The organism is Bradyrhizobium betae, assembly GCF_050632175.1.
Classification (GTDB): Bacteria; Pseudomonadota; Alphaproteobacteria; order Rhizobiales; family Xanthobacteraceae; genus Bradyrhizobium; species Bradyrhizobium betae_B.
Genome location: NZ_CP192576.1, coordinates 4,852,744 through 4,865,912 on the forward strand (window position 1 = coordinate 4,852,744; position 13,169 = coordinate 4,865,912).

Below are 13,169 nucleotides of genomic sequence, written 5' to 3' on the forward strand. Positions count from 1 at the left end.
ACTTCGTCGCTTCGCTCCTCGCAATGACGAGCCTCTTCGTCCTACGCGCAGGAAACCTCAATGTCCGCAAACAACGCCTTCCACATTGCCGTGCTCGGTGGCGACGGCATCGGCCCCGAGGTCATGGCGCCGGCGATCGAAGTGCTGCGCAAGATCGAGGCGAAGTCGGACTTGCGCTTCCGCTTCACCGAGGCGCCGGCCGGCGCCAACAATTACCTCGCGACCGGCAAGTCGATGCCTGACAGCACCATCAAGCTGTGCGAGGAGGCGGATGCGATCCTGCTCGGCGCCTGCGGCCTGCCGTCGGTGCGCTACCCCGACAACACCGAGATCGCGCCGCAGATCGAGCTGCGCTTCATTTTCGATCTCTATGCCGGCGTGCGGCCGGCGCGGCTGATTCCGGGCGTGCCGAGCCCGATCGTCGGCGCGGACCAGCGCGGCATCGATCTCGTCGTGATCCGTGAGTCCACTGAAGGCCTGTTCGCCTCGATGGGCAAGGGCGTCGTCACGCATGAGGACGCACGCGAGACGCTGGTGATCACGCGCAAGACCTCCGAGCGCCTGTTCGAGTTCTCGTTTCGCCTCGCCGAGCGGCGCAAGGCGCGCGGCAAGCCGGGGATGCTGACCTGCGTCGACAAGGCGAACGTATTCAAGGCCTTTGCGTTCTTCCGCGGCATCTTCGACGAGATCGAGAAGAAGCATCCCGACGTGAAGACCGACCGGCTCTATGTCGATGCCTGCTCGGCGATGCTGGTCAAGCGGCCCTGGGATTTCGACGTGATGGTGATGGAGAACATGTTCGGCGACATCGTCTCCGATATCACCGCGAGCCTGATCGGCGGTCTCGGCATGGCGCCGTCGGCCGACATCGGCGACAAATACGCCGTGTTCCAGCCCTGCCACGGCACCGCCCCCGATATCATGGGCCAAGGCAAGGCCAATCCCACCGGCATGATCCTGTCGGCTGCGATGATGCTGGACTGGCTCGCCGACAAGCATGGCGTCGAGAGTGCGGCCGAGGCCGGCGAGCAAATCGAGCGGGCGGTGGACCATATCTACGCGGGCGGTATCAAGCCGATGGAATTCGGCGGCAGCAACGGCACGGCGGATATCACGAAGGCGGTGCTGGCGGCGCTGCAGGTGCCGCAGGCGGTCGATGTCGAAGGAGCTGGACGTTGATGACCAAGCCTGTCCCCGAACACTATCGACACCTCCGGACCTTCGCCTTCGGCGACAGTCCCGCGCTTGCCGATGAATTGCTCGGATGCTCGTCGTCAAGGGCGTCAAGACCGCGACGTGCAGCACGGAAGACGAACCCAACACGTCGACGCCCGGCGAGCGCTGGGTCGTGCTCGACGGACGTGGAGAACCACGCTGCGTCATCGAAACCGTCGAGATTTCGTACCGGCGTTACGACGAAGTCGACGCCGCCTTTGCCTATGATGAGGGTGAGGGCGATCGAAGCCTCGCCTATTGGCGCAATGCGCATCGCACCTATTTCGGCCGACCTCGGACGCTTCGGCGAAGACATGATGCTGATGTGCGAACGCTTTCGTTTGATCGAGGTGCTCGGCGATTGACCGCTCGCGGGACCTCCGCGCGGCTCGTTCAAGCACGCATCCCGATCGCAGGCCGGAATGGTGGATCATTCTCGGGCGAGGGGGCTGGGGCATAGTGATCGAACTGCATCGTGAAGGTTGCGCGCCCTTGGCTCATCGAGCGCAGGTCATTCTCGTAACCGAACATGTTCACGAGCGGCACCATGGCTTGGACGATGTTGAATTTGCCGCGCGTGTCCTGACCCTGGATCTGCCCGCGTCGCGAATTTACGTCTCCCACGATGGAGCCGGTACAGTTCTCCGGAGTGACCACCTCCACCTTCATGATCGGCTCGAGCAACATCGGCCCCGCCTTCTGGAGTGCTTCGCGGAATCCCGCACGCGCGGCGATCTCGAAGGCCAGCGGCGAAGAATCGATGTCGTGATACTTGCCATCGATCAGCTCGACCTTGATGTCGACCACCGGGAAGCCGGCGACCACTCCCGAGGGGAGCACGCTCTCGATGCCCTTTGCGACGCCGGAGATATACTGTGCTGGCATCGCGCCGTTGGCGATCTTCGACTCGAACACGGAGCTCCTCATCGGGCCCGTTCGGCGCAACGCGCAGCCTGACCGCCGCGAACTGGCCTGAAGTGCCCGACTGTTTCTTGTAGATATATTCTACCTCGGCTGGCCAAGCGATGCGCTCACGGAACGCCACCTGGGGCGCCCCGACCCTGAGATCGATGTTGTAGGTGTGTCTGAGGAGATCGAGCTTGGTGTCGAGATGAAATTCGCTCACACCCTTCACGATGATCTGTCCGGACTCGTGATCGATCGATCTGTCGAAAGCAGGGTCTTCCGCCGCGAGCTTTGCCAGCGCTCCACCGAGTTTCTCGGCATCGACTTTCGACTGCGGCTCGATTGCGATCTCGACCAGCCTCGGCTGCGAGGACATGTCATTCGCTGCGACATGCAGATTGGTTCTGGGAATACCGGACTTCCAGTTCACCCATTCCTCAGCATCGCGGCACGAAACAAAGTCGGCAATCGGCAGATCGGTGAGGTCAGCCCGGCGCTGAATGACGCGCCAGCCGCCTTCTTGAAGGCGACTGATAATGAAGGATTCAACTGGCAAGTCGGTCATTTGACTAATTGCTGCGCTCGATCGGTCCTATCGCAGACTCCTATGCCGCAGGCCTCGCGTGCTCGGCAAAGAACGTTGTCTGACGCGTGATCCCGGTCTCGTGTCCAGTATGCCGCCGCAAGATCGCTGTCAGCGCAAACCACCGGTCAGACGGCGCGCATGTCGTGTTCTCGGCAGTCAGTTTCACAAAGCTGACGCCTGCGGCTTCTCGGGCCAACTCGCCTGTCGTGAGAATACGACGCGGAACGGTCCGGAACATCAGCCACCACACGTGAACAAATCCGAAGTAGAGCGCAGTCGCCAAAAGCAGCACGAGCCGATAGTCCAGCGTGATTCCAAATGCGGGCCACAGGCACCCGAGCAGCCCCAATACAACTGCAACCGCCCAACGGGAAGGTCTCGGCCATCTCCCTGACATCAGGTAAGAAGTCTCCAGGCCCGGAAGATCAAGGCCTGAGCATTGCGCGAGCCGTCGCCATTTAGCAGCCCTCGAAGGAGGCTCGATTTGCTCAAGAACTGAAATGGGCGTCTGAGGTGTGATCTCGCCCTCAATTCCCATGGTCTTGAGTGCCCGACGCAGGCGGTAAAATGCCATTTGAGAAAGGCATGCCTCTGTCCTGCTTTCAGCGTTCGAACGCTTCAATTCGATCAGGTCGTAAAGCTGGCCGACAGTTCGTGTCTGCTCTGCTTCGGCGTCGGTCAGTTTGATCCCAAAGGTTCGTTCGACGTCGAAGATGACGTCTACATCATCGCCGTCGCCGACGAAGTTCAGTGTGTCTTTCATGATCTGGCCAACTGACGGGTAACCCTGATTGTAGCACTGCCGCGACCTGATGCCAGAGGCTACTTCCCCTGAAACTGCGGCTTGCGCTTTTCCATGAAGGCTTGCCGGCCCTCGCGGAAATCAGCCGAGTCCATGCAAGCCGTGCCGATCGCCTTGATCGCGCCCATGTCGCGTGCGCTTTCGTCCTTCAGCACCTCTGCGATGGTGATCTTGGCGGCCTTGATCGCGAGCGGGGCGTTTTGCGAGATCGTCTCGGCAATCGCCATGGTCTCGCCCCAGAGCTGATCGTCCGGGATCAGGCGCTCGACAAGGCCGATGCGCAGCGCTTCCGTCGCATCGATGCGCATGCCCGTGTACATCAAGAGCCGCGCCCAGGATGGGCCGACCAGCGACACCAGATGCTTCAGGCCCTCATAGCCATAGGCAATGCCGAGCCTGGCCGCGGGAATACCGAACTGGCTGTCGTGGGAAGCGATGCGGATGTCGGTGAGCATCGCGACCTGCATGCCGCCGCCGAGACAAAAGCCCTGGATGCAGGCAATCGTCGGCTTCGGGTAGTCGGCGAGCAGCGCGCGCTGGGCGGCGCTGCGCTTGGCATATTCTTCGGAGGCCGCCGCGTTGTGGCGGGTCTTCTCGAACTGGCTGATGTCGGCGCCCGAGACGAACGCCTTGCCGCCGGCGCCGCGCAGGATCACGACGCGCACTGAATCGTCATCGCGTAAGGCCGTCAGCGCCTCGCCAAATCCCTCCCACATTTCCAGCGACATCGCATTGCGCTTGTCGGGATTGTTGAAGGTGATCACACCGACGCCGCTGGCCACATGCTTGAGGATCTTGCCTTGGGCGTAGGGTGTTTCGGCCGTGCTGGAAATGTCTGACATTGCGCGCTCGCTGGTCGTTGGCGAGCGCAATGTGCTGTCAGGTCGCGTGCGGGGTCAACCGTGGCAAGCGATGAGCTCTGCATTCGCCCGTGCCGCGATTGCATGGGCCGGACATCGGCAAGAAAAGGGCGGCAAAGAAAAGGGCCGCCAGGCCGCCCCTCTGAAGCAGAGGCTGCGCGCGCGGCGCGCAGGCTCAACTGGTCCAATCCGGCCGCGTCCCTTGACGCGGCGGATTGAAGATCGGCCATGAAGGCCAGACCGTCGATCGATCAGGCTTCGTTCGCCGCGATCGATTCCATCAGCGAGACGAGCTGACGCTGCACCGTCTGATCCTTGATCTTGCTGTAGGCGCGCAGCAGGCGGAGGCTGAACGCAGAGTCGAGGAACAGCAGGCTCTCGACTTCGCGCGCCTTGTTGTCGCCGTCATAGAAGAAGGTCACGGGCACATCGAGGGCGGTGGCGATCTGCTGAAGCCGAGCTGCGCCGACGCGATTGACGCCCTTCTCGTATTTCTGGACCTGCTGGAAGCTGACGCCGAGCTTTTCGCCGAGCTCAGCCTGCGAGATCTTCATCTCGACGCGCCGCAGACGGATCCGCTTGCCAAGCTCAATGTCCGGCTTGCCGGCACTGCGCTGCTTCATTCTTTTCGCCGCTGTCTTCATACTTTTTCTCATCGTTCTTCGGTTGAAAACCCCCGAAGAGCTGGGTCAGGGGTTCGCCCATATACGAGTCCTTGAATTCGTGCGGGTGCACGAATTCTTCCTTAAACCACGGGAAGCGCGCCGGATTGAAAGCATCGATCAGCCAGTCAATCATGTGCCGCACGCGCGGAATCCGGCCGCTACCAGGATGGTAGGACAACCAGATATCAAGCGGTCGGTTCAGCTCGACCTCCAGTGGAATCAACTTCCCGCCAAGCGCAATGGCATAGCTCGGGAATACGCCGATGCCGGCTCCATTCGCGACAGCCCAGTAGTTGGCGCTTGAGACGTTGGTCTTCATGACCAGAAGGTCACGTTCCGGGACGCCCGGGAAGAAGCTCTCGAAGGTTTCCTTGGCGGCGATCTGGTCGGCGAATTGCAGCACCAGGCGGTGCTTGATCAACTCCGCCGCGGAGCGCGGCGCGCCATGTTTCTCGACGTAACCCCTGGAGGCCCAGAACATCAGATGCATGCGGCCGAGCCGCACCAGCTTGACGTCGAGCGCCGAAGGCCGCGACAGGTGGATGGCGACGTCGGCCTCGTGGCGGGAGACGTCGGCCGAGCGCATCGCGCAATGCAGGTCGACCAGGATTTTCGGATAGGCTTGCTGGAATTCGACCAGCCGCGGGGCAAGCCAGAACGTACCAAGTCCCTCGGTCACGGCGACGCGGACCTCGCCGGACAGGGCATTGGCCGTCGAATCGCTGGCGCGCAGGACGTCGAAGGCCGCGGCCTCCATGCGTTCCACGGCTGACACCACCAGGGCCCCTCATCGGTCAGATGGGTGCCATGGACGTCGCGGGTGAACAGGGTGGTGCCGGTCTGGCGCTCGAAATCGTCGATCCGGCGGCGGACGGCGTTGATCGATAGAGACAGGCGCTCGGCCGCCGAGCGGAAACTGCCGCATCGAACGACTTCCAAGAAGATGCGAGCCGCATCCCAATCAGAGAGGCCGCTGATATTTATCTTTGGGCGTTCCTCCAGTGGAACGCCCCTTTCCGCCAAGGAGTGCATACAAGTCCCTTCGGGTCGCTAAACTGGCAGAATCTGGGGCAAACCACAACCACGACGGGTTGGGGATCGGCGAGTTTTGAACGCCATCCTTACTACCTCGTTGGCGGTATCTGGGTGCTGCCAGCGGCTGGGAATCGGGCAAGCTATCGTCCGGGTGAGGGGTGTCGCGTGAGTTCCGTTGCGAGCCTTGAAATGGCTACGGGATTGTCGGCGTCGTCGATGACGGGCGTCCGCGCCCGAGTACCTCTGATGCGCGCGCTTCGGATTTGCGCGATGGATCAATCGCATCTCTCCAGGCGTTGTTCCCCTGACACTCATGATGATCGCCAACCGCGCGGCGGGGCTATGTCAGCTGGAAGTCCGCAGACACACTTCGAAATCATGTTCGGAGGCGCAGACGCCTCATGCTATCCTCACTGCTCCATGGGGGCCGAGGGGATCGCCACGACTATATCTCGCAGGCCGAGCTAACGGAAAGAACGCCGGTGTCGCATTCAGACGAACAGTTGCAGTCGGTGCTGGAAACGCTTGAGGAATGCCGCAAGGTCCTCAACGAGATCAACAGCCGTGAGTCGGCCGAATTGCTGTCCGTCGTCATTCTCGACGTGCGGATGAAGCTCAAAGGAATTGACGGTGCCGATCTCAAGGCATTGTGCGACGAAATGCTGCGGAGCGCTGTCAGCGAACCGCAGTCCCCTTCCAAGCAGACGCAGGACCAGCCCCGGCGTCCGCTGCTCCGCGTGGTGAAGTAGCCACGCCGCCAAATCTCGCTTTTTGGCGAGATTTGTGCGCGTCCCGATGCCGCATCTGTGATCGCAGGCGGCATCGGGAGGAGCCCTGGTTTTGTGCGCCTCTGTTGCGCATTTTCCGGCATCGGCTACACCAGAGCCGGTTCGGCTCCGGTGTGCGCACTCTCCCCGTGCGCGTCCAAAGAGCCTGAGATGGCTCCGACTTCATCATGCAAAATGTTTCGATCCCGGCGGCTCTGATTGCCGGCCTCGTCAGCTTCCTCTCCCCTGCGTCCTGCCTCTCGTTCCGCCCTATCTGATCTATCTGACGGGCGCGACGATCGAGCATGTCGAGAGCGACGAGCCGGCCTCGGCCTCCAAGCGCGCCATCATGATGTCGGCGCTCTTGTTCGTGCTCGGCTTTTCAACGGTGTTCGTGGCACTCGGCGCCAGCGCCTCACTGGTCGGCGGATTGATCCGCGCCTGGTCGGCAGAGCTGTCGATCCTTGCCGGCATCGTCATCATTATCATGGGCCTGCATTTTCTTGGACTGACGCGTATCGGCCTGCTGATGCGCGAGGGACGGCTGCCGATTCCCAAACCCGTGGGCCTCTGGGGCGCCTATCTCATGGGGCTCGCCTTTGCCTTCGGCTGGACTCCGTGCATCGGCCCGATCCTCGCCGCGATCCTCTCGATCGCCGCAGCCGAAGCGACGGTGACGAAAGGCGCGGGGTTGCTCGCGGTCTATTCGGCCGGCCTCGGCATTCCCTTCCTGATCGCGGCGCTGATGATCGAGCAGTTCTCGAGCCTGTTCGCGCGCATGAAGGGCCATCTCGTCAATGTCGAGCGCGCCATGGGCGTGTTGATGGTGATCACCGGCATCGGCTTCCTCACCGGCGCAGTCTCTAATGTGAGTATCTGGCTGCTGGAGACGTTCCCGGCACTGCAGACGATCGGGTAGTGCGGAACGATCGCGACGGCCAAAACCGGGTTTTCACGGATGGAACCCGAAAGGAACCGTTGAGGTTCTCCGTTCATGCTCGAACTGCAGAACCGCAGCATCAAACTTTTCCGATCCCGGAACGTTGCAGCAGCACAACCGCGTGGTGGAGATCTCGTGACGAAGACACTGTTCCTAGAACCCTTGTCGAACAACGCGGCTCTGGTTGCCTGGCAATTCGTGGGGCAACCGTTGCAGGAGTGGCCGAGTTGGGTCCAGTCAACCTGCTCGCTTCAGAGGGATGCCGAGGGAAAGTTCGAGCTTCGGCACGAACGGCGCAGCGGCACGCAGATTGTCTATCTCGGCGAGTGGCTGGTGAGAGATCTGGACGGCGGCATCGACTTCTACACGGACGCCGAGATCTGGGCGCGGTTCGCCGCGAAGCGCTAGTGATCTATCGCACAGGCCGGGTGGGGCAAAACGCCTCGCCCGTTCAGACACACTTCGGATGCAATCTGAGGTAATATTTCATCCTACTGCACCCAGAGGGGCAATTTTCAAAAACCTATACTGAAGCGAGTATTTGCACCAATCGACCAACCCGGCGCCCCTCTCCCTTACAGCATTTTGCGCAGGAGCAAGCGATGGGAACCGACGTAAACGTTCAGCCCGGTCATGGCAAAGCCGGCCGTCATCCGACGCGACAATTTCTCGATACGCTTTCCGGACATGACGATCCCGGCATGTTCGGTCGGATGTTTCCGACACTCGAACCGCTGGCCGTCGACGACGGTCCGCTTCATGATCTCGCCAATGCAATGAAGGATCCCGCTCCGGGCGACGCGGCGGGAAACAATACCAAAGTGCCCGCCGGGTTCACTTATCTCGGACAATTCGTCGATCATGACATCACTCTGGATCTGACGTCCTTCGGCGACAAGGAAGCCGATCCGATGGCCGTGCAGAACTTTCGCACGCCGGCGCTCGATCTGGACAGCATCTATGGTCTGGGTCCGGACGGAAGCCGCCACTTGTACGCGCGCAATTCCGCGGGCGACAACGGCAAGACCCCGGGCCCCAAGCTGCTGATCGGCAAGACGGTCAACGTTCCGCTCGGCAACGTCACGGGAGATCACCGCAATGATCTTCCGCGCAGTCCCGAGGGGTTTGCCCTGATCGGAGATCATCGCAACGACGAGAACCTGCTCGTCGCGCAAACCCACCTTGCGATGCTCAAGTTTCACAACAGGGTTTGCGACCAGCTCGCGGCGTCGGGCAAGCCGCCGGGCGAGATCTTCGAGGAAGCACGCCGGATCGTGACGTGGCATTACCAATGGATGGTTCTGCACGATTTCGTGGAGAGGATCACCGAAAAAGGACTGGTGGCGAAGATCCTCGAACAGGGACGGCGCTTCTACCGCTTCAAGAAGATTCCCTACATGCCGGTCGAGTTCTCCGCCGCGGTCTATCGTCTCGGCCACAGCATGGTTCGCGAGGTCTACAGCCACAACAGGATCTTCACGCCGGGCGGCGTCGTTCCTGGGACGCTCGACCTGCTGTTCCAGTTTACCGGGCTTTCGGGAGGCATCATCGGAGATCTCGCGCCTAATCCGATCCAGCCGCCGCTCCCGCTTCCGGTGCTTTCAAGCAACTGGATCATCGACTGGCGCCGCTTCCATGAGATACTGCCGTCCAATCCGCCGGGAGTCGCGTTCAACCCGTCGCGCAAGCTCGACCCGTTTGTCGTGCCGCAGCTCCACACTCTGCCTGGTGACGGCAGCAGCCTGCCGTTCCGCAATCTCAAGCGCGGCGTACTATTGGGGTTGCCGTCCGGGCAGGACGTTGCGAAGGCCATGAAGATCAAGAATCCGCTGACGCCAGCCGAGATATCGAAGGGGACCGACGGCGCCGTGGCGAAGAAGCATGGTCTGCACGAGCACACCCCGCTCTGGTACTACATCCTCAAGGAGGCGGAGCAACGGGGGGCGGTGAAAAGCTCGGACCGGTGGGGGCGACGCTTCTTGCCGAGGTCTTCGTCGGTCTCGTCCATGGCGATCACCAGTCGTACCTCTGGCTCAAGGGGAAGCGCTGGAAGCCAACGCTGCCTTCGCAAGTGCCGGGTGAGTTCACGATGGCCGACCTGCTGCGCTTTGTCGGAGACATCAGCCCGATCGACGGCATCTCGACGGTCTAGTTGCCTGACGATCTGCCGGCTGCACAAATGAGGCTGGGCCCGCGAAGTGGCCCAGCCCGTGTTTGGCTGCAGCGTCCCGGTGATTGCGAAATATTGAAGCGGCGCGCGCGCTCGCCGACGCCACGAATACGCGCGCCGGTTCGGCGTCGATTCAGCGTCCAGTCGCATGCGTCCGGCGGCAGGGACCTGTCGTGAAAGGGACCTGTCGTGAAGCCAGGCCGCCCGGATGCGGGTACGAACCCTGGTGATCTTCCTCGCCGATGTCCTTCGTTCACCGGGCCTCGTCCAGCGCGCAGATGACCGTGCAGACCACGCCGCGCGGCAGAAAATCCACCGTCGCCTCGCCGCCGAGCTGGTCGCGCGCGCTGCGCTCGATCAGGCGCGAACCGAAGCCGCGTTGTACCGGAGCCGTCACTGGCGGGCCGCCGGTCTCGGTCCAGATCAGCCGCAGCCGCGGTTTTGGCGTATCCGCGATGACATCCCATTCAAGCGTGACCCGGCCGGTCTCGTTGGAGAGCGCGCCATATTTCGCAGCGTTGGTGGCGATCTCGTGCACGATCATCGACAGCACGACAGCGAGCCGCGGCGACAGCGGCACCGCAGGGCCGGTCATGCGGATGCGATCGGGGCCCGGGATCAGGAATGGCCGGAGCGCCCGCTCGATCACGTCCTTCAGCTCGGAGCCCTGCCATTTCTCCTGGCTGAGCAGATTGTGCGCCTCGGCGAGCGCGCCGAGCCGTCCCTCGAACTTGGCGCGCTCGTCGCGGCTCGAGCTGCGGAAGGTCTGCACCGCGATCGCCTGCATCAGGGCCAGCGTGTTCTTGACGCGATGATTGAGCTCGTCGATCAGCAGGGTGTGCAGCATCTCGCCGCGCGCGATCGTGGTGGCCATCCTGACCGCAAAGGTCAGGCCGACCAGCAGCAGCACGCCGCCGATCAGGCTGGTGATCGCAATGTTCCGCCAGAGCGGTGCGATCAGTGAGCTCTCGGCGACACCGGCTGCGACGGTCCAGCCGGTCACGGTTGACTTTGCATAGGCCGAGCTCAAGGCAACGCCTTCGAGCGACACGGTGGGCAGGGCGGCTTCGGGCGCTCGGAACATCGCGCTGTACAGTGAGGGAGACGCCTGCTTCCCGAAGGTGACGTCCGGATTGGGGGCGCGCGCGAACACGATCGCTTTGCTGTCCAGCAGGGAAACTGTCCATTGCTCGTCGGGCCGTTGCCGATCGACCAGACGTTGGAAGATGTCGAGCGGAGGGCTGAAGGAAAGCGTGTAGACGACCTCGCCGTCGCGCAACACGGGGACCTCGACCGTCACGATCGGGCGTTTCTTGGTCGACCCGGTGAACAGATCGGAATATTGCGGCGTCTTGGTCGCAAAGACCCGCTCGACGATCTCGCGATTGTTGCGCGGCGGCAGGCTGGCCGTGTCGGTCGTTACTGTCGAAAAGAGCTGACGCCCGGACCTGTCGGCGAGCAGCAGAATGCTGTCCTCGCCATATTGGTTGATGAAGCCGGCCGCGGAGCGCCGGAAGCTGTCGAAATCGCTACGGCGCAAGGACTCGCTGAGCGCAAGCACCTGCAAACCGCCCGTCATCCGCTGCACTTCGGCATCGAGGACGAGGCGCATGCTGCGGACAGTTTCCAGCACCCGGCGCGTCGCATCGGCCCGATCCTGTCGGTAGTTGGCAAAAGCGAGGCCGACCGCGAAGACGATCAGCGGCAGCATCGTCCCCGCGACCAAGAGTGCGAGCCGGACCGGCAGGGTTAGTTTTGACAAACGCGAATGCCCCTGTTCCGGCGCGGCGCCGCCGGCGCTGTGAAGCATAAAGCAGCGCGCCGATTGCGCCACTGCGCTTTTGGGATGCTGCGTGCCGGTTCCGTGCCGGCACGCGAGGTGCGGTGCATCAGCGCTTACACATTGCTCTCGGTGATGGCGGCGTAGACCATGCTGCGCAGCTCACGCCGGATCGGGTAGGCGTTCGACGGCAGCACCTGCGTCATGAAGATGGTGACGAGTTCCTCGGCCGGATCGATCCAGAACGAGGTCGTGGCCGCGCCGCCCCAATTGTATTCGCCGGAGCTGCCTGCGACCAGCGTCTCAGCCGGGCGCATGGTCACGGCGAAGCCGAGACCGAAGCCGATACCGTTATAGGCGGCTTCCGCGAACATCGAGCGCGACACTTCGGGGAGCGCGCGTCCGCCCGGAATGTGGTTGCTCGTCATCAGCGCCAGCGTCTTCGGGCCAAGCAGCCTGACGCCGCCGAGCTCGCCGCCATTGAGCAGCGCGCGGCAGAAGGTGAGATAGTCGGCCATGGTCGAGCACAGCCCGCCGCCGCCGGAGATGAGCGAGGGCGGGACGAGGAACGAGCTCTTGGTCGGGTCGTCCTGCAGCGTCAGGCCCTCGCGGCGCTGGCCGGCGTGGAAGGTCAATCCGCCGCCGGGGTCCGCGGAATAGCAGGCCGCGAAACGATGCGCCTTAGAAGCCGGCACGTGGAAATCGGTGTCGGTCATGCCGAGCGGATCGAGTATCCGCTGCTTCAAGAACTGCTCGAACGGCATGCCCGAAATCTTGCCGACGAGATATCCGAGCACGTCGGTCGACACCGAGTAGTTCCAGGCCTCGCCCGGCGAGAACTCCAGCGGGATCTTCGCGAGACTCTCGATCATTGTCTGGAGCGTGCCTGACTTCTCGACCTCGCCGATCTTCTCGGCGCGATAGGCCGCATCGACGTTGGAGCGCTGCTGGAAGCCGTAAGTCAGCCCGGAGGTGTGGCGGAGCAGGTCGACGATCAGCATCGGCCGGGTCGGCGGCCGGGTCAGAAAGGCCGGCGCGGTGCCGGCGACGAACACGCCGAGATCCTTCCATTCCGGAATGTACTTGGCGACGGGCTCGTCGATCGCAACGAGGCCTTGCTCGACCAGCATCATGAAGGCAACGCTGGTGAGCGGCTTGGTCATGGAATAGATGCGGTAGATGGTGTCGTCCTTGACCGGCGCCTTGCGTTCGATGTCCGCAAAGCCCTGCACCGAGCTGTGGGCGATCTTGCCGCGACGGTAGACCAGCAGATGCGTGCCCGGAAAACGGCCGGCATCGATGTACCGGTTCTTCAGATGCGCATCAACGCGCTCGAGCGCGGCCTTGGACATGCCCACGGATTCGGGCGAGGCGGGGGTAGGGGCGAGCATCGGTTTCCTCCGGGGCGTTTTGCCGGAAAGTTGATACCGAAATGGCGGCCGC

At 62.5% G+C, this 13,169-nt stretch carries 9 protein-coding genes and 4 pseudogenes; 6 read left to right on the forward strand and 7 right to left on the reverse strand.

Annotation, left to right across the window (positions count from 1 at the left end; translation table 11 throughout):
• Positions 1-60 precede the first annotated feature (60 nt).
• Together ACQ86E_RS23410 and ACQ86E_RS23415 are read left to right on the forward strand one after the other, a co-directional pair.
• A complete protein-coding gene (locus tag ACQ86E_RS23410; RefSeq protein ID WP_431202000.1) occupies positions 61-1,179 on the forward strand; it encodes an isocitrate/isopropylmalate dehydrogenase family protein in 1,119 nt (372 codons plus the stop codon).
• An 85-nt stretch (positions 1,180-1,264) separates the two neighbouring features.
• A pseudogene (locus ACQ86E_RS23415) lies at positions 1,265-1,447 on the forward strand (ASCH domain-containing protein); the annotation flags it as partial.
• Between the two features lie 161 nt (positions 1,448-1,608).
• Here ACQ86E_RS23415 and fusA read toward each other — a convergent pair.
• The 5 genes and pseudogenes from fusA to ACQ86E_RS23440 form a co-directional block, all read right to left on the reverse strand.
• A pseudogene (gene fusA / locus ACQ86E_RS23420) lies at positions 1,609-2,479 on the reverse strand (elongation factor G); the annotation flags it as partial.
• A gap of 247 nt (positions 2,480-2,726) precedes the next feature.
• On the reverse strand, positions 2,727-3,470 hold the full coding sequence (locus ACQ86E_RS23425) for an acyl carrier protein (protein ID WP_431202001.1): 744 nt from the start codon (positions 3,468-3,470) through the stop codon (positions 2,727-2,729).
• Positions 3,471-3,529: 59 nt separating this feature from the next.
• The gene (locus tag ACQ86E_RS23430; protein WP_431202002.1) at positions 3,530-4,351 is read right to left on the reverse strand and encodes an enoyl-CoA hydratase; all 822 of its coding nucleotides are present in this window, start codon (positions 4,349-4,351) and stop codon (positions 3,530-3,532) included.
• A 269-nt stretch (positions 4,352-4,620) separates the two neighbouring features.
• Entirely contained in the window at positions 4,621-4,992 is a 372-nt protein-coding gene (locus ACQ86E_RS23435) for a helix-turn-helix domain-containing protein (protein WP_014497036.1), read from the reverse strand.
• Positions 4,993-5,038: 46 nt separating this feature from the next.
• A pseudogene (locus ACQ86E_RS23440) lies at positions 5,039-6,066 on the reverse strand (LysR family transcriptional regulator); the annotation flags it as partial.
• Positions 6,067-6,470: 404 nt separating this feature from the next.
• Here ACQ86E_RS23440 and ACQ86E_RS23445 point away from each other — a divergent pair.
• The 4 genes and pseudogenes from ACQ86E_RS23445 (at position 6,471) to ACQ86E_RS23460 (ending at position 9,959) form a co-directional block, all read left to right on the forward strand.
• The gene (locus ACQ86E_RS23445) at positions 6,471-6,818 is read left to right on the forward strand and encodes a hypothetical protein (RefSeq protein WP_431202003.1); all 348 of its coding nucleotides are present in this window, start codon (positions 6,471-6,473) and stop codon (positions 6,816-6,818) included.
• A gap of 206 nt (positions 6,819-7,024) precedes the next feature.
• A pseudogene (locus ACQ86E_RS23450) lies at positions 7,025-7,755 on the forward strand (cytochrome c biogenesis CcdA family protein).
• Between the two features lie 75 nt (positions 7,756-7,830).
• Positions 7,831-8,184: a hypothetical protein gene (locus ACQ86E_RS23455; RefSeq protein WP_431202004.1), complete on the forward strand. Its 354-nt coding sequence runs from the start codon at positions 7,831-7,833 to the stop codon at positions 8,182-8,184.
• A 194-nt stretch (positions 8,185-8,378) separates the two neighbouring features.
• Positions 8,379-9,959 (forward strand): peroxidase family protein, encoded by a 1,581-nt coding sequence (locus tag ACQ86E_RS23460; protein ID WP_431202005.1) that lies wholly within the window; start codon positions 8,379-8,381, stop codon positions 9,957-9,959.
• A 240-nt stretch (positions 9,960-10,199) separates the two neighbouring features.
• Here the strand turns inward: ACQ86E_RS23460 and ACQ86E_RS23465 are convergent, their stop codons facing one another.
• The gene (locus ACQ86E_RS23465; protein WP_431206542.1) at positions 10,200-11,657 is read right to left on the reverse strand and encodes a sensor histidine kinase; all 1,458 of its coding nucleotides are present in this window, start codon (positions 11,655-11,657) and stop codon (positions 10,200-10,202) included.
• Positions 11,658-11,842: 185 nt separating this feature from the next.
• Positions 11,843-13,117 (reverse strand): serine hydrolase domain-containing protein, encoded by a 1,275-nt coding sequence (locus ACQ86E_RS23470; RefSeq protein WP_431202006.1) that lies wholly within the window; start codon positions 13,115-13,117, stop codon positions 11,843-11,845.
• Positions 13,118-13,169 lie beyond the last annotated feature (52 nt).

Bases quoted from the DNA above. Each gene is read 5' to 3' on its own strand.
- ACQ86E_RS23425 (WP_431202001.1), bottom strand. From the start codon at position 3,470: ATGAAAGACACACTGAACTTCGTCGGCGACGGCGATGATGTAGACGTC.
- ACQ86E_RS23410 (WP_431202000.1), top strand. From the start codon at position 61: ATGTCCGCAAACAACGCCTTCCACATTGCCGTGCTCGGTGGCGACGGC.
- ACQ86E_RS23430 (WP_431202002.1), bottom strand. From the start codon at position 4,351: ATGTCAGACATTTCCAGCACGGCCGAAACACCCTACGCCCAAGGCAAG.
- ACQ86E_RS23455 (WP_431202004.1), top strand. From the start codon at position 7,831: ATGCTCGAACTGCAGAACCGCAGCATCAAACTTTTCCGATCCCGGAAC.
- ACQ86E_RS23460 (WP_431202005.1), top strand. From the start codon at position 8,379: ATGGGAACCGACGTAAACGTTCAGCCCGGTCATGGCAAAGCCGGCCGT.
- ACQ86E_RS23465 (WP_431206542.1), bottom strand. From the start codon at position 11,657: ATGCTGCCGCTGATCGTCTTCGCGGTCGGCCTCGCTTTTGCCAACTAC.
- ACQ86E_RS23445 (WP_431202003.1), top strand. From the start codon at position 6,471: ATGCTATCCTCACTGCTCCATGGGGGCCGAGGGGATCGCCACGACTAT.
- ACQ86E_RS23435 (WP_014497036.1), bottom strand. From the start codon at position 4,992: ATGAAGCAGCGCAGTGCCGGCAAGCCGGACATTGAGCTTGGCAAGCGG.
- ACQ86E_RS23470 (WP_431202006.1), bottom strand. From the start codon at position 13,117: ATGCTCGCCCCTACCCCCGCCTCGCCCGAATCCGTGGGCATGTCCAAG.